Source organism: Nostoc sp. (genome assembly GCF_036917755.1).
In the GTDB taxonomy this organism is placed as follows: domain Bacteria; phylum Cyanobacteriota; class Cyanobacteriia; order Cyanobacteriales; family Nostocaceae; genus Nostoc.
The window spans coordinates 51794-69453 of the sequence record NZ_JBALFC010000117.1 but is presented as its reverse complement, the minus strand read 5'-3'; the positions used below and the strand labels follow the sequence as shown (position 1 = coordinate 69453).

17 protein-coding genes and 2 pseudogenes are annotated in these 17660 nt (G+C 42.7%); 7 read left to right on the top strand and 12 right to left on the bottom strand.

Features of this window, described 5'->3' with window-relative positions; genetic code table 11:
- Positions 1 to 1504: FAD-binding protein (locus tag V7L05_RS25740; RefSeq protein WP_335168328.1), on the top strand; the 1504-nt coding region annotated here is incomplete at its 5' end.
- Positions 1505 to 1585: 81 nt separating this feature from the next.
- Here the strand turns inward: V7L05_RS25740 and V7L05_RS25735 are convergent.
- The 3 genes and pseudogenes from V7L05_RS25735 to V7L05_RS25725 all read right to left on the bottom strand — a co-directional run bounded on the left by V7L05_RS25735 (position 1586) and on the right by V7L05_RS25725 (position 3701).
- The gene (locus tag V7L05_RS25735; protein ID WP_335168325.1) at positions 1586 to 2023 is read right to left on the bottom strand and encodes a GMC family oxidoreductase; all 438 of its coding nucleotides are present in this window, start codon (positions 2021 to 2023) and stop codon (positions 1586 to 1588) included.
- A gap of 9 nt (positions 2024 to 2032) precedes the next feature.
- Positions 2033 to 3073 (bottom strand): annotated as a pseudogene (locus V7L05_RS25730) (GMC family oxidoreductase).
- Between the two features lie 160 nt (positions 3074 to 3233).
- The gene (locus V7L05_RS25725; RefSeq protein WP_335168323.1) at positions 3234 to 3701 is read right to left on the bottom strand and encodes a Crp/Fnr family transcriptional regulator; all 468 of its coding nucleotides are present in this window, start codon (positions 3699 to 3701) and stop codon (positions 3234 to 3236) included.
- 531 nt (positions 3702 to 4232) lie between these two features.
- On the opposite strand from V7L05_RS25725, the gene V7L05_RS25720 reads away from it, so the two are divergent.
- Together V7L05_RS25720 and V7L05_RS25715 are read left to right on the top strand one after the other, a co-directional pair.
- A complete protein-coding gene (locus tag V7L05_RS25720; RefSeq protein WP_335168321.1) occupies positions 4233 to 4907 on the top strand; it encodes a cadmium resistance transporter in 675 nt (224 codons plus the stop codon).
- A 270-nt stretch (positions 4908 to 5177) separates the two neighbouring features.
- On the top strand, positions 5178 to 5816 hold the full coding sequence (locus V7L05_RS25715) for a pentapeptide repeat-containing protein (protein ID WP_335168319.1): 639 nt from the start codon (positions 5178 to 5180) through the stop codon (positions 5814 to 5816).
- Positions 5817 to 5941: 125 nt separating this feature from the next.
- On the opposite strand, the pseudogene V7L05_RS25710 reads toward V7L05_RS25715, so the two are convergent.
- A pseudogene (locus V7L05_RS25710) lies at positions 5942 to 6143 on the bottom strand (IS982 family transposase); the annotation flags it as partial.
- Positions 6144 to 6477: 334 nt separating this feature from the next.
- On the opposite strand from V7L05_RS25710, the gene V7L05_RS25705 reads away from it, so the two are divergent.
- Positions 6478 to 8616: a two-partner secretion domain-containing protein gene (locus tag V7L05_RS25705; protein ID WP_335168316.1), complete on the top strand. Its 2139-nt coding sequence runs from the start codon at positions 6478 to 6480 to the stop codon at positions 8614 to 8616.
- Between the two features lie 198 nt (positions 8617 to 8814).
- On the opposite strand, the gene V7L05_RS25700 is transcribed toward V7L05_RS25705, so the two are convergent.
- The 5 genes from V7L05_RS25700 to def all read right to left on the bottom strand — a co-directional run bounded on the left by V7L05_RS25700 (position 8815) and on the right by def (position 13991).
- On the bottom strand, positions 8815 to 11283 hold the full coding sequence (locus V7L05_RS25700) for a single-stranded-DNA-specific exonuclease RecJ (RefSeq protein ID WP_335168314.1): 2469 nt from the start codon (positions 11281 to 11283) through the stop codon (positions 8815 to 8817).
- 11 nt (positions 11284 to 11294) lie between these two features.
- A complete protein-coding gene (locus V7L05_RS25695; protein WP_335168312.1) occupies positions 11295 to 11936 on the bottom strand; it encodes a GNAT family N-acetyltransferase in 642 nt (213 codons plus the stop codon).
- A gap of 63 nt (positions 11937 to 11999) precedes the next feature.
- Positions 12000 to 12812 carry a PD-(D/E)XK nuclease family protein gene (locus V7L05_RS25690; RefSeq protein ID WP_335168310.1) on the bottom strand — a complete coding sequence of 271 codons (813 nt, stop codon included), beginning with the start codon at positions 12810 to 12812 and terminating at the stop codon, positions 12000 to 12002.
- A gap of 401 nt (positions 12813 to 13213) precedes the next feature.
- The gene (locus V7L05_RS25685; protein ID WP_335168307.1) at positions 13214 to 13417 is read right to left on the bottom strand and encodes a hypothetical protein; all 204 of its coding nucleotides are present in this window, start codon (positions 13415 to 13417) and stop codon (positions 13214 to 13216) included.
- A gap of 10 nt (positions 13418 to 13427) precedes the next feature.
- Positions 13428 to 13991, bottom strand: a complete 564-nt coding sequence (gene def, locus V7L05_RS25680; RefSeq protein ID WP_335168305.1) for a peptide deformylase — start codon at positions 13989 to 13991, stop codon at positions 13428 to 13430.
- Between the two features lie 134 nt (positions 13992 to 14125).
- On the opposite strand from def, the gene V7L05_RS25675 reads away from it, so the two are divergent.
- The 3 genes from V7L05_RS25675 to V7L05_RS25665 all read left to right on the top strand — a co-directional run bounded on the left by V7L05_RS25675 (position 14126) and on the right by V7L05_RS25665 (position 16625).
- Positions 14126 to 15028, top strand: a complete 903-nt coding sequence (locus V7L05_RS25675; protein ID WP_335168303.1) for a cell division protein FtsX — start codon at positions 14126 to 14128, stop codon at positions 15026 to 15028.
- Positions 15029 to 15073: 45 nt separating this feature from the next.
- The gene (locus tag V7L05_RS25670; RefSeq protein WP_335168301.1) at positions 15074 to 15904 is read left to right on the top strand and encodes a DUF3598 family protein; all 831 of its coding nucleotides are present in this window, start codon (positions 15074 to 15076) and stop codon (positions 15902 to 15904) included.
- Between the two features lie 154 nt (positions 15905 to 16058).
- Positions 16059 to 16625: a Uma2 family endonuclease gene (locus V7L05_RS25665; RefSeq protein WP_335168299.1), complete on the top strand. Its 567-nt coding sequence runs from the start codon at positions 16059 to 16061 to the stop codon at positions 16623 to 16625.
- A gap of 109 nt (positions 16626 to 16734) precedes the next feature.
- Here the strand turns inward: V7L05_RS25665 and V7L05_RS25660 are convergent, their stop codons facing one another.
- The 3 genes from V7L05_RS25660 to V7L05_RS25650 all read right to left on the bottom strand — a co-directional run bounded on the left by V7L05_RS25660 (position 16735) and on the right by V7L05_RS25650 (position 17578).
- Entirely contained in the window at positions 16735 to 16983 is a 249-nt protein-coding gene (locus tag V7L05_RS25660) for a UPF0175 family protein (RefSeq protein ID WP_335168297.1), read from the bottom strand.
- A gap of 155 nt (positions 16984 to 17138) precedes the next feature.
- The gene (locus tag V7L05_RS25655; RefSeq protein WP_335168295.1) at positions 17139 to 17357 is read right to left on the bottom strand and encodes a type II toxin-antitoxin system HicB family antitoxin; all 219 of its coding nucleotides are present in this window, start codon (positions 17355 to 17357) and stop codon (positions 17139 to 17141) included.
- Complete coding sequence (locus V7L05_RS25650) at positions 17354 to 17578, bottom strand: type II toxin-antitoxin system HicA family toxin (protein ID WP_335168292.1); 225 nt, start codon at positions 17576 to 17578, stop codon at positions 17354 to 17356. The genes V7L05_RS25655 and V7L05_RS25650 overlap by 4 nt, the downstream gene beginning before the upstream one ends.
- Between the last annotated feature and the right edge of the window lie 82 nt (positions 17579 to 17660).

Genomic DNA, 17660 nt, shown 5'->3' with positions numbered 1-17660 from the left:
TTCCGCTTTCAGGAATCTTTTTACTGGCATGATGCACACACCCTTGGTTTATCTTGTTGCTATTTTATGCGACTTAAATGTGGAACAGCTTACAATTGTGATCGGGTTTGATTTAACTACTCGTTCCTGGGTAACATCTGCCAGTGCCACATCTGTTTTTGAAAGTTTACCTTCCTTAGATGGAGTGCTTTACACCGATAATGCGACACTTGCTGATGCCAGTATTGACTTTGGTAATATCGTGCATCGTCAACCGATAGCATTACTTAAACCAGGCTCAATTGAGGATATTGTTCAAATTATTAAATTCGCTCGGACTCACAAGCTCAAGGTTGCCGCACGCGGTCAGGGTCACTCTACCTACGGTCAGTCACAAGTAGAAGCAGGCATTGTCATTGATTTAAGTACGCTCAACAAGATTCATTTCATTGGTACAGACCGAGCAATTGTTGATGCTGGAGTGTTATGGAGTCAGTTATTGCAACAAACACTTGTGCAGGAATTAACACCGCCCGTTCTTACCGATTACATCGAACTTTCTATCGGCGGCACTTTATCAGTGGGGGGTATTGGTGGTGCAACTCATCGTTATGGTGTGCAAGTTGACAATGTTTTAGAACTGAAGGTAGTTACAGGTATTGGTGATCTCGAAACTTGTTCACTGTTGTACAATCGCAATTTATTTACAGCAGTACTAGCAGGGCTAGGTCAATGTGGAATTATCGTACAGGCAACTGTTAAGCTAATTCCCGCCACTACCAATGCCCGTGTTTTTCAGTTGTATTATGACGATTTAGCTACCTTTACTCGTGACCAATGCGAAATCATAAATGATCAGCGCTTCAACTATGTAGAAGGTCAATTAGTTTCTAATAATGCTGGTGGATGGCGTTATCTGCTAGAAGCGGCTAGCTTTTACAGTCCTCCCTCTGTACCTAATAATAACCTGTTGCTTGCAGGGTTAAATTATACTCGCGGTACACAACAAATAGAAGATAAATCTTACTTTGATTTTCTCAACCGTTTAGCTCCTACAGTTACCTTTCTCAAATCTATTGGTGTTTGGTCTTATCCTCATCCTTGGTTAAACCTGTTTGTACCCAGTAGTGCAGTTAACAGTTTTGTTGGTGAAGTCGCTGCCACGTTAACGCTAGCTGACACAGGTGAAGGTCCAATTCTGCTGTATCCAGTTAAAACTAAACGCTTCGGGCTACCCAATTTCCGGGTTCCAAACCGTTCTGTTGTGTTTCTCTTTGCCATATTGCGAACAGCAGTCCCACCAGATGATTCTGTAATTACAAAAATGCTCAATGATAATCGTAGACTCTTTGAACGTAATCGTGATTTGGGTGGTTATCAATATCCTGTAAACGCCCTGTCTTTCTCCCATAATGATTGGCAGCAGCATTTTCGTCCAGTTTGGGGAAATATGCTAACTGCAAAGCGACGTTATGATCCAGATAATTTACTAACGCCAGGTCAGGGCATTTTTTCAAACTGTTAGCCCAAACAAATCTGTTTAAATAATCAGAATTCTCATTGACACTAGTAAACTCAGCGAGTCCCTCACGAAACTCGCTGGTCTTCAAAAACCGGAATGAGAAATTATGATGTCAGTTCCCTTATGAGCAATCATCATGGTTGCTGCCGCCGTATTTGCAGTTATTGGAAGCGGAAACACGGAAGAGTCAATTACGCGTAAGTTAGAGGTGTTACGCACCTTGAGTTCTGTGTCCACGACGGAATTCTCGTCAGATCCCATCTTACAAGTTCCGCAATAATGTTGTGTTGTATTAGCGGTTTGTCTGATATAGTCCTCCAAATCTTCACCGGGTTGTGGAGTGATTTGCGCTTCACGCCATGAGTCTAAACCTGTTTGTGTGCAAATGCGTATGCTTAACTTCAGCGCCTTTTTACACTTCTCTATATCTTCAGGTTCAGTAAGATACCCTGGGTCAATGAGGGGAGCGTCTTTAGGATTCTTTGAGGACAAAGTAACAGTTCCCTTACTTTTCAAGTGCATTAAGTTTGGCTACAACCAAAAAGAATACCTAGATTCAGGTGGCAAACCTTTCAAGGTTCCAACACCTACACTGGTTTCTATGTCGATAATATCCCTACTGTTTTCTGTAGAGTCAAAGATAACTGCTGGTGCTAGACCGTAAGAATAAAAAGGCAAATCTCGATTACTGGGTATAGAAAATGCGACACTAACAAAAAGGTCATCGTGAAAATTTTTACCGACTTGCGGAACATTCGCAACTACAGGAATACCAAGTTTTTTTAATTCGTTTTCGTCGCCGACACCTGAGAGCATTAAGATTTTTGGACTTGCGATCGCACCTGCACTTAAAATAACTTCCTTGTTTACGTTAGCAAACTGTTCTTGATTATCTTTAATATATTTAATACCAACTGCTATTGAATTATCGAATAAGATTTGAGTTACAAAAGCCTGACTTAGCACGATTACATTTTGATATCTCTTTGGTTGGAAAGTGCTATATGTGGTTTATCGAGTCAGACTGGGTGTCTTAATCACGTTAAATTGAAATTCAGCGTATCCATATTGACTCGAATTGGTATTGTAGTCACAATTATAAGTCAAACCACTTTGATCGGCGGCAGCAAACAAGTTTTCAATGAACTCATCTCTTTCTCCTTTTATCACTTTCATGGTCTTCTCTACCGCCTCAAAGTGTGGTCTAACATCATTCCATGACCAACCCGGCGCTACCTGTCCCCACGCATCAAAATCAGAGATGCTACCTCGCACGTAGACCATAGCATTATGTAGCGCACACCCTCCTAAAACTTTTGCTTGCGGTAGGCTAATAAAACGATTGTTTAAGTTTGGTTGGCTTACTGACTTATAACCCCACTCAATTTCGGGATAGTTAGTCAAAACTTCATACCAGTCACTTGGTGTCCACATTTGTGAGTTATTTGGACTGCCTCCAGCTTCGATAAGGAGAATAGTTATATTTGAGCTATGAGCAGCAAGTCTTGAGGCAACTATGCTCCCAGCAGAGCCAGCACCAATAACAATATAGTCATAAAATGTTTCTTTCATGAAAGACTTAGAGAAATTTGAATAAAATACATCCCGATACAATGCCAATGCATTGACTTAGAATGTTAACGCGTTCCCCTGCATTAAAAACGCTACGTTTGTAAGCGAAACTGTACTTAGTAGTGTTTTGGAACCTACACAAGAACCAAACCACTATTTCTTACTCTCTGCTAAACCCCCCCGGATTTGTTCGTGGGGGATTTGTTACATTCATATCGTCATTCAATCTGCGAATCAGACGGGATAACTCACGAATGATATTCACTGCAATTTCGGGAGTTTCTTCGATCGCATCATAAAGTTGCTCTTGTGTCAGTTCTAAAAATTCACAAGGTTCCAGAGTCGTTGCGGTGGCGGAACGAGGTTGAGTATCAAATACTGCCATCTCACCAAAGTATTTTCCCTGTTCCACCTCTGCAAGTTGTTTATTTCCAATGTGAACTTTAACTCGACCTGACACGACAATATAGAGCGATCGCCCTTCTTCTCCTTGTCGAAAGATCGTGTAATTAGCTGGAAATGACAATTCGTTCATTACTGAAGTGAGCCGCACAATAAAATCATCCCGCAATTCCTTAAAAATCGGGACTCGCCGGACAAATAATAAACGGTCAACACTGGTTAGCATAATTACAAGTTAAACATAAAACATTACTGTAAATTTTAAAACTCAAGCCAGAGCGCGATTAGTCATATTAACCGATGTTGAACGCTAGCGGTCAAGAATATCTCAAATTTTACCGACCACTTAGCATCTCTTCAATAGGAGCGATGCCTACGGCGCTAAACTACGCACAGAAGTTTCTCAAACAATAGCTCAGTATTAGGTATTCTCTCGTTTCCAGGCGGAGCATGGTAACGAGCAAAACAGATGAGCAAGTTGTCAATCACTTTTGTTTATCCTTTTAAAAAACAAGAGTATTTGCTCTTATTTGGTTGAAAGCCATAATATTGACTTCATGAGCTCCCAAGGTACCTTGCTGAGAAAAAAATCACCAATTTGATTAGAGGTGAGCGCCTCTAAGAACTGGGGAATTGGCTAATAACTAACGAACCTCGATCGGTTTTCGTTAGGTAAAACAGTCAGAAAATCTCCTTCTCTGCCCTCATAGAGAAGGACTAAGACAAACAGCATTGAAATATATTGTGAGCAACAATTATGACTTGGCTAATTAGTACATTTATTATTGGAATCTCTGCTGCTTTTGCAACCACCTTTGACGACAATTTATATTTGACAGCTTTCTTCGGAAAAGTCAATCGCAGCTTTCGTCCTAAGCATATTGTGATCGGTGAATTTATGGGATTTACTGCCTTAGTATGTGCTAGTCTCCCTGGTTTCTTCGGCGGTATGATTATTCCAACTACTTGGATTGGTTTGCTAGGTTTGCTTCCCGTCGCCATTGGTATCAGTAATCTCATCAGTCGAGAACAACAGGAAGAGACAGTGCAAGCTGTGTCAGTTGATTTAACTTCTCCTACCAAATCTGGACGCCAGAAGAAATCACTATTAGCAACCATCCGCGATCCGCAAACTTACCGCGTTTCCGCAGTCACCATTGCCAATGGAGGAAACAACATTGGAATTTATGTACCGTTGTTTGCCAGTAGCAATCTTCCAAGTTTGGGTGTAATTCTGTGTGCTTGCTATTTCACTGTTGGGGTGTGGTGCTTACTGTCTTACAACCTGACTCGTAATCCTCTGATGACTCCGGTTTTAACTCGCTATGGTCGGAAAATCTTCCCGTTTGTCTTAATTTACTTGGGACTCTCTATCTTAATTAAAAGTGAAACATATCGACTTTTACCTAGTCTGGCAATGCTTTCCAATTAGCTATGAGGCGATGTCTACGAGGGGCTATTCGGTGACGCACCTGCTCGGAAAACTCGAAATTATTGATGGGTGCTATATCTTTGATTTAACCAAAAAAATCAGCGATCGTTTGACATCTCCAAAGATTTTTTAATCACTTGAATTTATCAATTTGAATCAAAATAATATTTGCTCTTATCAATCAACTTATCTAAAGTGAGAATAAAGCACATTATTGATGGCTCCTATAAAAGCAAGCCCACCACTACGAATCATCATAGGAAGGAACTAATGAATCAATCAAATTCCAAAAAATTAGCTCAGTGGCTCATCACAGCAGTATTTCTGGTACTTGTAGCAGGATTTTCTCTGCTTGACCAACCCAGCGTAAAAGCTCAAACACTAACACCATCCATACCTACGGAATCTGAACTAGCTCCAGAAATATCTCCAGAGACATCACCAATGGAGTCTTTAGCAGCACCAGTAATATCTCCGGTTGTATCCCCAATAGTATCTGTAGCAGAAAACGTTAGACATTTACTACAAACCAATGAATGTGTCGGGTGTAACCTGACTGGAGCATTGCTCAAGGACGCAAACCTGCAAACAGCAAACTTGGAGGGTGCTAACTTACAAAATGCAGACTTAGAAAGAGCTAACTTACAGCAAACAAACTTACAAGGGGCTAACTTTCAAGGAGCAGATTTAGGCAAGGTAAACCTTTTGGGAGCAAACCTTGTGGGAGCAAACCTATTTGATGCAGACCTAGAGAAAGCTAACCTGTTGGGAGCAAATCTGCAAACGGCTAACCTACAGGGCGCAGACTTGGAAAAGACAAATCTTACAAATGCAAACATCCAGGGAGTTAACCTGATGGGGGTTGATTTGGAAGATGCGATCAGACCAGAAGGATTCACTGTTCAGTAATTAAACTGAAGTTCTCGGTGCAAATTTAATAAAAAACTTCAAAAGCCTGATTCAGTAATGAATAGAGGCTTTTTTTTTGATATTTGAAGGGTCGCTGCGATCGCGTAGCCAAACCAAGCCAAGTTTTCTAACATATTGGCAACAAGATGATTGTTTTTCATGTAATTGTAAGCAATATTGCTGATTGCCATCAAAGAACATCGCCGCAGTTATTACCGTTGTAGTAATTTCTGCATCACTTATCTCTCTTTGAGAGTCTTGACTATACCCAATCGCTTTTAACAAATCATCGATAATACTATAGACGGTAATTATTTCATTTAGCATACTCCCCTCCGTTTTTTCTGACTGGAGGGGATTTTATTGCTTTTGCGACGCCGATAACGTTCGCGCAGCGTCTCGTAGAGAAGCGGTAGCGAGTCATCTCTCGTAAGAGCGTCATAGCCCGTCGTAGACATCGCTTTCTCAAATAACTAGCAACTTGGGTTAATAGGGATTTTGGTTAATTGCAATATTATTCAGCAGCCATGTTGAGATTGGCTGACGGGTTTCAATCCCTAATAGGGATTTTGGTTAATTGCAATTATAAATTGTGGTATTGTCATTGTTGGGACTTTCCAGTTTCAATCCCTAATAGGGATTTTGGTTAATTGCAATCGTAATGAACATAACTTCAATGTTCGCGGCTAATTGTATTGTCCTGGCTGGTGCATACGCATTCTTTGCAAATTGTGCTATTGCTCAAATTACGCCTGATAGCACTCTGCCTAATAATTCCACTCTCAAATTAAAGGGGAATACCATAATTATTGAAGGAGGAACTCAAGCTGGAAGTAATCTTTTCCACAGTTTTGAGCAGTTTTCTGTACTCGCTGACAGTCAGGCTTACTTCAACAACGCTTCAGATATTCAGAATATCATTAGTCGGGTAACGGGTAGTTCAGTTTCTAACATTGATGGTTTGATTCGTGCTAATGGTAGAGCCAACCTGTTTCTAATTAATCCGTCGGGGATTATTTTTGGGCCTAATGCTTCGCTAAATATCGGTGGTTCTTTCTTGGCAAGTACGGCGAGTGCAGTCAAATTTGCTGATAGTTTTGAGTTCAGTGCCACTTCTTTACAAACAACACCCCTACTGACTGTGAGTGTTCCTATTGGCTTGCAATACGGGAGGAATCCGGCAAGCATCTTGAATGAATCCAAGGCGAACGATAGTAGCGGTGAAACCGTTGGTTTACAGGTACAGTCAGGTAAAACTTTGGCGCTAGTAGGTGGTAATCTGATTTTGGATGGCGGTAATTTGAAGGCGCAGGGTGGTCGAGTAGAGATAGCAGGTGTTGCTGGCCCTGGCGTGGTAGGGCTAAATGTCGATGGTAACAATCTGCGTTTGAGTTTTCCGAATAGTATACCGTTAGCTGATGTATTGCTTAACAATGAAGCCAGACTTGAACTCAGTAGCAACGATATCCAACTGCTAGGTAGGCGCATTGTGCTAACTAATGGTTCAGAGATTGTGGCTAATACTCTAGAGTCAAAATTGGGAGGAACGTTAACGGTGACTGCCTCTGACTCTGTGCAACTTATTGGTAGATCAGTAGGTGGTTCTCCCAGCAGCTTGTTGACAGCGACCCAAAATACCCAAGCTGCCGGAGACTTGAGGATTAACACTGGGAAGTTGATTGTGCAAGATGGGGCACAGATATCAACTGGTGTTTATGGTGCAGGTCAGGGAGGAAATTTAATTGTGAACGCAAGTGAGTCTGTGGAACTGAGTGGCATTTCTGCCGATGGTCGGTTTCCAAGCGTCTTGTTTACTGGTACTATTGACAACGGAGATGGCGGAGACTTGAGCATTAACACTGGGAAGTTGATTGTGCAAGATGGGGCACAAATATCAACTGGTGTTAATGGTGCAGGTCGGGGAGGAAATTTAAATGTAAACGCAAGTGAGTCTGTGGAACTGAATGGCACAAATGCCAATCATCTTCCAAGCGGCTTGTTTTCTAGTAGTCTTGGCACCGGAAATGCCGGAAACTTGAGCATTCAAACTGAGAAGTTGAGTGTCCGGAATGGGGCTGAAATAAATGTGAGTAGTCTGGGAGCAGGGAGTGCAGGTAACCTACAAGTTGCGGCTCGCTCTATCAGGCTAGACAACCAAGGAAAACTTTTAGCTAATTCAGTAGCGGCTAATGGAGGGAACATTACTTTAGTGGTACAGGATTTACTGCTGTTGCAGCGTCCGAGTGAAATATCTGCTGTCTCAGGCACTGCACAGGCTGGTGGAAACGGCGGCAATTTGACGCTCCATATTCCAAATGGCTTCATCGTCGCCACTCTTAATGAAAATAGCGACATCATTCCTAATGCCTTCACTGGTTGGGGCGATGTCATTAACATTGTAGCCAAAGGGATTTTTGGTAGTGGAGTGCGTTACTCCCTGAGCGTAGAACTGCCCAGAAATCTAGTTGATGCGCCCCAACAAATTGACACTAGCTGTAACCCCGGAAGCAAGCAAAAAGCTAGTTCATTTATCATCACTGGACGTGGCGGTTTACCCCGCAATCCCTATGACCTTCTTTCTCCTAATGCTGTTCTGGTGGATTGGGTAACTCTCGACCCAAACATTGACAACCGCAAGATTCCATCTGTTACTACCAAACCAACTACTGCTACATTAAAACCTATTGTAGAAGCTACTGGGTGGGTGATAAATGCCAAAGGGGAGATGGAACTCACAGCGAATGCACCCACCACACCTCATGGTTCATGGCAGAACCCTGTATCTTGCCGTGCTTTTTAGATGTTAGTATCCACCAATTGAGCAATTGTGATAACTGGGTTAATTGATCAGGATTATACGTAAGCGCGTTGTTTTTTGTCCGATTGTTGTCGCAACGCCTGATCTAGTCCCGAAATGAGATTCCTTTGGCCAATCTCCGTGCGATCGCATTCCTCTTAAGGTGCTTTTCACTCGCAGTCTGATAACCCGCAACTTGGGTTAATAATTGTCAGAGCTTGCGATCGCCACAATAGTAGATAAAGGTACTTCAGCAAAATACTGTCGCTGAAATTGTTCTTCTCGCACAGCAGCTAAAAATCGTGCAACTGCTGGGTCGGCAAAGTTTTCTGCATTATCGCTTGGATGCCAGGTGATTTGCAAATAGCGGTCTTGTAGCTTGACTGTGAAACCTAAATCTTTTAAAGCTTTGATTCCTACAAGTAAGGTTTGGTCGCTGATGCCGATTTTTTCTAAAAGTTGGACGCGGGTAACTAGTTGATTTGTGCGACTAAGATATTTGGCAATTCCGACAAGAGTCAGCCAAATTTGATTGGGTGGTTGAGGGTTAGGTTTAGACCAAGCGATCGCTAATTGTTGCTGATTGTCAAGCCCAGATGTAGAGCGGCTTATTGTTAGACATCGCCGCAACCACGCGCGTAAATCATCCCAATTTGTGGGACAATCTTCAATAATCAGTGCTGAGTGCTGAGTGCTATTAGCGGATAGCTGTTGTTTAGCCCGTGCTGAGTGTTCCTGATTCCGTAAGTCTAAGATGAGTGGTGAGTTCCGAGTGTTGAGTGTTGAGTTAACACTGGGACGCACGGCAATTAATCTGATTTCATAACGTTTTTTGAAGGTGTTGTAGTCTAGTTCTGCTATGCAATCACACCTTCCTATAGGTAATTCATCTTTGTAGTGTCCCCACCATATACCAGGAAAAACACTTCTGCTGGAATCATCCCGAATGTCAAACTCGGTTTTAATATACTGTACCTTTTTCCCTTGCCAATCCTGCTGATTGCGATGCCAAGAATTTTCAAACCAGCAATTTTGAATTAGCAATTTCGGAACAGGATTACCCATTCCACAAGGTTCTAGCAGTTTAAGTTCCAAAAATAACTCTTTCCCCAAGTCTGCGACTGTTAGCGTCAAGTCTGCTTGCACCGTTGGCGTTAGAGTTGTAGTACCTAAAGATTGCCGCAACTGCTGATTAATCGCAGCTGTAAATAAAGGAATGTTCTCCACCAACAAACTCAAACCTGCTGCAAAGGGATGTCCCCCAAAGCGATGTAACAAATGTGCTTGGTCTTTCACCAGTTGGTATAAATCGACAGAATTCACCGAACGGGCGGAACCACGAGCGAGGGGAGGGGATGAGGGGGATGAGGGGGAAATTCCTTCTTGATCTCCCCCATCTCCCCTATCTCCCCTATCTCCCTCATCTCCCCCATCTCCCCCATCTCCCTCATCTCCCCCTACTTTCTCTGTACTCAACAAAATAGTCGGACGACCTGTTTCTTGTGCTACCTGTCCGGCGACTAAGCCCAATACACCCGCAGGCCATTGGGCATCTTCTAGGACAATGACGCTGGTGGTTGATAAGTCTAATTGAGTAAGTTTTTGTGCTACTTGCGCTTGCACATCTTTTTGTAAAGATTTGCGGCGGGCGTTTGCGAGTTCTGTAACTTCGGCTAGTTCGTTACAACGTTTAGCATCCCGACTAGTTAATAATTCAACGCAAAAACTGGCATCACCTTGGATGCGGCTGACGGCGTTAATTCTTGGCCCCAAACCAAAGGAAATATCTGTGGGGCGATCGCCACTTTTCTGGCACAATTCTAATAATCGCCCTACCCCTGGACGCCGACGCGCTGCTGCTGGCTGTTGAAAATCTGCTTGCAGTCGTTGAATTCCTAACTGTGCTAAATAGCGACAATCTCCACTTAACTGCACTAAGTCGGCAATTAATCCGACTGCTACTAAATCTAATAAATCCTCTAACGGATGTTTTGCCACATTAGGCAGGGTTTGATATAGTGCTTCCACCAACTTATAAGCTACCGCCACCCCAGAAAGATGAAACAGCTGATGTTCCCTTGGCAAATAGCGGGGATTGATAATCGCTGCGACCGGTGGACGTTCGGCGGGTAAGGTGTGATGGTCTGTAACTATTACATTTATGCCTAGCTGTTTGGCATAGATAATTTCCTCAATGTTTGTGCTGCCTGTGTCACAAGTAACAATTAATTTGCAACCTTGTTTTGCAAGGTTATCAATCCCTTGATTATTGAGTCCGTGAGATTCTTTCAGGCGATTGGGAATATAGTAAATTAACTGAGTATTTTGTTTGAAAAATTGCCCTAATCCATCCCAAAGTACAGATGTGGCGGTAATTCCATCAGCATCAAAGTCTCCCCAGATGGCAATTTTTTCTCTGGCGTTATCTGCTTGTTGCAACCGTGCGATCGCTAGGTGCATTTCTTGCCCAAACTCAAAGGGACTTGCTGGTTGATAAGCTTTATAGTTGATAAAAGCTGTTAATTGTTGATGATCTTTAATTCCTCGTTGCCAAAACAATTGCGCTGCATATATTCCACTTGATGCGGGTGTATGCTGTTTCACCGCTTCAATGAACCACTGCGGGGGTTGTTCGGTTGCTGCTATAGTCCACTGCTGTTGTTCTGGCATATAAAGTTAAGTTAGATTGGAGATTGATCCTCGGTTGTTTGAGATTCATTCACTAGAGGATTGAGGACGACTTCATTAGCGACGCTATCAGGTTTACGGGAACGAATAGTAGGACGCGATCGCTTGTAACCTGCTCTTTCAGCTTTTTGGTGTTCGTAATCAATTAATCTGCCATAATATTCATGCTTGCTTAAATTCATCGACAAGAAAATATGCTGGCGGATATTACCAAAACCTTTGCGGTTAAAAAACTTTAATGCTGAAGTATTGGTGGGATCGGTGTCTACCAACATGAACCGCGCCCCATCTTCAATCATCCGGGCGACGACTTTATCAACCAACTTGTCTGCTACTCCCCGACGCTGAAATCTCGGACTAACTCCCAGCCATAAAATGTAACCGTAAGTCCAGGATGCTTTGGTGATGATGGTTCCCAAAATAAATCCCGCTAGTTCTCCGTCTGTTTCGGCCACAAGGCAATATTCTGGATCGGTGTTGTAAAGTCCAATCACCTCCCATTCGTCCCAAGTGCGGTATAAATAAGGATATAAATCGCTGGTAAATAACCCTTCTCCCAAGTGGTAAACGGGAGCAATGTCATCAATTCCTAATTCGCGTACATAAATGGCTTCAGTTTCGTCAAAGTTTGACATAACTTGACATAGATTTAGAAGTTGTAATTTATTTATACCCCGATTGGATTTTACAAACATCCTCTAATGTATAGGGTTGAGCGAGACTTCTTGAATGCTGTCAAAATTTGGCAATGAGTCTTTTACTGCTTCTTCAGTAACTTGTGTGCGATCGCACCGTTTGGCAAACTGACAATGATCACAGGTTTTGCTACCCTCCACCACTTGAGGAAACTGCTGGTTATTTTGGTAATTTTCCAGCCAATTAGTTAACTGGTTTAATAGTTGATTAAGTTTCTTTGCTGTTAGTGTGTGTTGAGCAGTATTGTAATTAAATTTAATATTTTGCGGTTTGCCTTCAGATTGGACAAACCAGTAAGTCATCGAAATATTTTTTGGTAAATAGTCGCTAGTTTCTGCCAATACATACAGATAAAGCCGTGTTTGCCAGTTGGATTCTAACTTGCGTTGATTAGGTGGTTTAGGATAAGTTTTCCAGTCGAGAATTTGCGCTTGTTGGTTATCTGCAATCAATAAATCATAGACAACCGTCAGCAAATAGTCCTGAACTTGCAGAGTGCGGTAGTGTTCACTCTCACGGAAAGTTTGATTATCAAATGCAGCCGTTAAAATTTCTGGGGCTGCATCGGCAAAACCTAGCATCCAGCTTTGCAGTTGAGCATCTGCTTCCAAGAAACTATCAATTGGCAAACCCATTTCTCGCTGCTGCATTAGCAAGTGAAAGCGACTACCCAAAGTTTGCCGTTCTTCTTGTTCTGGATTTGAGGGCGAATTGAGTTTTTCTAGATAGGTATGTTGAAATTTACGCGGACAAGCTTCTAGTAAGTTCAGTTGTCCTTGAGACAGTCGCAGTAGTTGAGTGGGAGTTGACAGCATTCTTCTATTTTATTACTAGCTCTGGCGATTGGAAATCGCACGCCAGTTGCTCATGGGGCACCACTCCGTTGCGGGGGTTCCCCCCGTTGAAGGAAGTGGCGTGGAAACCCCCAAGACCGCACTGGCTTGGCTACACAGACAAAACCTGCCTTTCCTACGGAACGCTACGCGAACGCAGGTTAAAAACGCTTGATTTTGTATTAGTCCAGGTCGGTGGACGAGAGTTTGTGTAGTAGCGTACTCCTACGGAGAAGCAAGCTACGCGTCAGCGTGCCGGAGGCTCTATTCTATTCGCCCAATACTTGTTTTAGCAGCAGTGAAAGATGGAGAGCAAAAATAAAAGGTAAAAGGATAAACTTTGTGTTTCTTTCATCCTTTTACCTTTTTTATGTACCTGATGCTTATTTCATGTTAGCCCTTGCGTCCTTAACTGCGGCAAAGAAAAATAATCCGGTGAGTGGAATGCTCAATACCAGGATAATCGCCGTGACTGGGACACCAAAATCGGGATGTCCGTAACTGAGTTCAAAAATCGAACCTACGGCTGCGATCGCACTTACACAAGAACCACCCAAAAATAAACCGCTTTTTGGAGTTAAATACACTACTAGCCCCCTATGCTATTGGTTTCACCGCTTGATACGAAAAGCCATTCTTAGATAGCTCCTGGATTAAATTCAAGGAGTTTTCTACACGGTCTACAAATACCACGCCGTTGAGGTGATCCATCTCGTGCTGAATGCAGCGTCCGAGGAGGTCATTAGCCTTTAATGTCCGGGGACGACCGTACTCGTCTTTATAGGCAATTTCCACGACTTCGGGGCGCTTCACGTTCAGGTATACATTGGGAATACTCAAGCATCCTTCTTCGGCAACACAGATGTCGCAGCTGACTTGTTTAATGGTGGGGTTAATCAACACCAAGGGCTGATTAGCTGCGTTCTCTGGTTCCAGGTCGATGACAATTAGTTGTTTGTGAATTCCTACTTGGGGTGCAGCCAAACCAATGCCATCTTTGCTGTACATAGTTTGCAGCATTTCGCGCACCAGTTGGCGGAGTTCGTCATCTACTTTAGAAATCCGCTTTGCAGCTTGACGCAGCACGCGATCGCCTAAATAATGAAGCTCCAAAGGTGGATTTTTTAACTTTTTTTTCTCTACAGCAATTTCAGAGGGCATGAGTCTCAATGGCTAAATGGTGAAAATTCCTACTACTTTAATTCTATCAAGCTAGGGAGTAGGGAGTAGGGAGTGGGGAATTGGGAACTATGAATTACGAATTACGAATTACGAATTATTGACTGGGGTGATGTATGTTTAAATCTCTGACGAAACTTGACTATCTGCTCAAAGAAACTTTTTTGGGTTTATTGCGGGGAGGTTGGATGAATTGGGCAGCTATAAGTACTGTGACGGTGTTACTGTTTTTATTTGGGTTGAGTTTGCAAACCTCTTGGCAAGTCGAAAAACTCCTCTATCAGTTTGGTAGTCAGCTAGAAGTATCAGTTTATCTCCAACCGGATACGCGGATCGAAAGTATTGAGCCACTGATCGCAAAAATGCCTGAAGTGGCGGCGATACAAACCATTACCAAAGAGGAAGCTTGGACTAAGTTAGTTAAGGAAATGAGAATTTCTGATATTGAGGGGGCTACTCAGCAGCTAGGTGAGAATCCTCTAGTTGATGAGATAAAGGTAAAAGCCCGTAATTCTCAAGTTGTACCAACTTTAGCAACGCAGTTGGCTAAGTTACCAGGAGTTGAGACGGTGCAGTATGTCGATGAAGCAGTTAAACGTATTTCCCAATTGCACCAAGGTCTGAACTGGATTACTCTAACAATTACGATTATTCTGACTTTAAGTGCGATCGCAGTGACTACCACCACAATTCGGCTGATTGTCATGGCGCGTCGCCAGGAAATTGAAATTATGCAACTGGTGGGAGCAACTTCCGCTTGGATTTACCTGCCGTTTATTTTACAAGGAATTACCTTTGGCTTATTTGGTGGTGCGATCGCTTGGAGTTTCATTTCTCTGATTCAAGAGTTTCTCGGTAAGTTGTTAGTCAATGAACCTGAGTTTATCCAAGTCATCACCGACGGAGTGCAACTCACTACAGCAGAAATTTTATTATTGCCCCTAATTCTCTTAAGTTTCGGTGCAGCTGTAGGATTAATGGGGAGCTTATTTGCTGTCCGACGTTTTGCTAAAGGTTAGGCATTGGTCATTGGGCATTGGGCATTGGTAAAGGAAGAAATCGCTATGAAATCGCAATGGGAATGTTTTTTGCAGAATCTCGGTGTTTGGGAAGGTTCATTTACCAATTTTTCTCCCCAAGGGACACTTCTCAAAGATACTCCTAGCTGTCTTTCCCTAGAAGGTTTGAACAATAACCAGACAGTGCGCCTAACTCTGAGCCGTTCAGGACAAGATGTGATCAGAGAATTTAGTTCTGTGGAAGGAGGTCTGCTGTTTTTTGAAAATGGTTCGTTTTCTGAAGGTTTAATTCAGCTAAGGCCCTTTTCCGAATTCGGTGGAGAACTCGCTTTGGTTCATGAAAATCGCCGCTTACGTCTGGTGCAACTCTTTGATAAAACTGGTCAGCTAAAGGAATTAATTTTAATTCGAGAACATCTAGCTGGAACCCCAGTCGCAGAACGTCCAACTTTGCAGATAAATGACTTGTTGGGAGAATGGCTTGGCCAAGCAGTGACAATATATCGAGATTTGCGATCGCGTAGCGTCTTTGAAGGAGATTCGTCTGATACTTACTCTACAACTTTGAAATTACTACTAGATGATACTGGGCGATTAATTCAAAGTACTTCTTTTAGCGATCGTCAAATTACCTCAACTGCTACCATCAAAGATCCCCTCATTCTCTTTGACCAAGATCCAGAAAAGCAGGTGCAAGTATTACTTTTACCAGATGGCGCTTCTGCAACTTCTCCTCTCAAGGTGCAGTTACGTCAACCCTTATTTCTGGAAGTAGGTTGGCTAATTCAACCAAACCTCCGCCAACGGATGATTCGCAGCTACAACGAGAAAGGTGAATGGGTTAGTCTGACATTAGTTACTGAAGAAAGGGTATAAACGAATCCTTCACGCCCAATCTGGGCTTTTAAATCCCGAATTTTCCTGGGCATGAATTTTATCTATTTCTCTATCCTATTTTCTTAACTGATTGATCCATTTGTAGAATAACAAATAGCAGTAGTACAACTTACCCCTCGTAAGGAAACCTTAAATGGTACAGACCCCTGCTAAACCCCTGACTTTAAGTGAATTTCTGGATCTGCCAGAGACAGAACCTGCCAGTGAATACATTGATGGGCGTATCATCCAAAAACCGATGCCGCAAGGAGAACACAGCGCAATTCAAACCGAGTTAGCACCTGCAATTAACTTGGTTGTAAAACCCAAACAAATTGCGCGGGCTTTCTGTGAACTTCGCTGTAGCTTTGGCGATAATCGCTCAATTGTGCCTGACATTTCTGTGTTTACCTGGGACAGAATTCCCCGCCAAGAAAATGGTAGGGTTGCTAACATCTTCTCAATTGCCCCAGATTGGACAATTGAAATTTTATCTCCCGATCAAAGTCAAACTAAAGTTACCAAGAATATTCTGCATTGCTTGAAGTATGGAACTCAGATGGGATGGCTGATTGATCCTAAAGAACAATCTGTGTTTGTCTACTTGCCAGATCAACCAACCACTTTTTACGAAGAACTAGGAACACAATTACCAGTGCCAGAATTTGCTAAAGATTTCAGCCTAACAATAGAAGGTTTATTTAGCTGGTTGCTGGACTGATTGTAGAGATCAGGCTTCATTTACCATATCTAAAATCTGATTGTATAGGGCTGGAGAGACTCTAAACTCTGATGTAGATTTGTGATTGCCGACGTATCGCTGATAACAATCACAGCCTTCCAAGCTCTCGCAGGTTTTTCAAATCCAATTCAAAGTCCTCAACGTCGTAGGAGTAGAGAGGGATGTTTTGCTGCTTGAGGAGTTGGCGAAAGGTCTTGGGTTGCATATCCGCTAGCTGACTGGCATAGCCTATCGTTAAGCGTCCTGTCTGGAATAGGAACAGCGCAAGTTCTTGACAAAACTCGCTTGGGGTAAGCTGAGATGCTTGTAGAATTTCGTCTGAGATTAGAACACTCATAGCAAGGCTAGTTTACCGATTATAACTTTAGGGTAGCCCAAGAAACCTCAAACTACGTTATGGTGCAGTAGCTTTGTTAGACTGCGATCGCCAACACCCCACAGTTCACTAGAGGCATATAAGCAGTAAAAATTTCTTTGGTTTTGGAATGGTAATCAGGCAATTTGAAGCGTGCTAGGTTCAGGAATAGATTCACCTTCTATTTGCCAAGCTTCCAAGTACATTTCAATCACTTCTTCGCCATTACGAATAGCTTCCTCACGAGTTTGGCCATGAGTGCAAGGCATAATAACGCGCTCGGCAAACTCTGGAATGGTGACTAGGAAAAGCTGATCTTCATCAGACCATTGAAGAATCATACTGTATCGATTCATGAATCCTCGTCCTCCCTTAACTGTTGGAGTTGAGTTAATAAACTTGTTAACTGTTTTTCTAGGTAGATTGGCACATCGTCTCCATCCTTACCGGGAATTGTTAGTGTTTTTTTGAGCAAAGGATGTCGCCAACGCTCATGACTACCTTTGCCACGCTTAGGCAGATAAACGAATCCTTCACGCGCAATCTGAGCTTTTAATTCCCGAATTTTCCTGGGCATGAATGTTATCTAGTTTTCTACCCTATTTTCTCACGACCAAACTCAGCATCACAACTTTCGACCGTCCACTCCAACCGAATTG

Bases quoted from the DNA above. Each gene is read 5' to 3' on its own strand.
- V7L05_RS25735 (WP_335168325.1), bottom strand. From the start codon at position 2,023: ATGCACTTGAAAAGTAAGGGAACTGTTACTTTGTCCTCAAAGAATCCT.
- V7L05_RS25725 (WP_335168323.1), bottom strand. From the start codon at position 3,701: ATGCTAACCAGTGTTGACCGTTTATTATTTGTCCGGCGAGTCCCGATT.
- V7L05_RS25720 (WP_335168321.1), top strand. From the start codon at position 4,233: ATGACTTGGCTAATTAGTACATTTATTATTGGAATCTCTGCTGCTTTT.
- V7L05_RS25715 (WP_335168319.1), top strand. From the start codon at position 5,178: ATGAATCAATCAAATTCCAAAAAATTAGCTCAGTGGCTCATCACAGCA.
- V7L05_RS25705 (WP_335168316.1), top strand. From the start codon at position 6,478: ATGAACATAACTTCAATGTTCGCGGCTAATTGTATTGTCCTGGCTGGT.
- V7L05_RS25700 (WP_335168314.1), bottom strand. From the start codon at position 11,283: ATGCCAGAACAACAGCAGTGGACTATAGCAGCAACCGAACAACCCCCG.
- V7L05_RS25695 (WP_335168312.1), bottom strand. From the start codon at position 11,936: ATGTCAAACTTTGACGAAACTGAAGCCATTTATGTACGCGAATTAGGA.
- V7L05_RS25690 (WP_335168310.1), bottom strand. From the start codon at position 12,812: ATGCTGTCAACTCCCACTCAACTACTGCGACTGTCTCAAGGACAACTG.
- def (WP_335168305.1), bottom strand. From the start codon at position 13,991: ATGCCCTCTGAAATTGCTGTAGAGAAAAAAAAGTTAAAAAATCCACCT.
- V7L05_RS25675 (WP_335168303.1), top strand. From the start codon at position 14,126: ATGTTTAAATCTCTGACGAAACTTGACTATCTGCTCAAAGAAACTTTT.
- V7L05_RS25670 (WP_335168301.1), top strand. From the start codon at position 15,074: ATGAAATCGCAATGGGAATGTTTTTTGCAGAATCTCGGTGTTTGGGAA.
- V7L05_RS25665 (WP_335168299.1), top strand. From the start codon at position 16,059: ATGGTACAGACCCCTGCTAAACCCCTGACTTTAAGTGAATTTCTGGAT.
- V7L05_RS25660 (WP_335168297.1), bottom strand. From the start codon at position 16,983: ATGAGTGTTCTAATCTCAGACGAAATTCTACAAGCATCTCAGCTTACC.
- V7L05_RS25655 (WP_335168295.1), bottom strand. From the start codon at position 17,357: ATGAATCGATACAGTATGATTCTTCAATGGTCTGATGAAGATCAGCTT.
- V7L05_RS25650 (WP_335168292.1), bottom strand. From the start codon at position 17,578: ATGCCCAGGAAAATTCGGGAATTAAAAGCTCAGATTGCGCGTGAAGGA.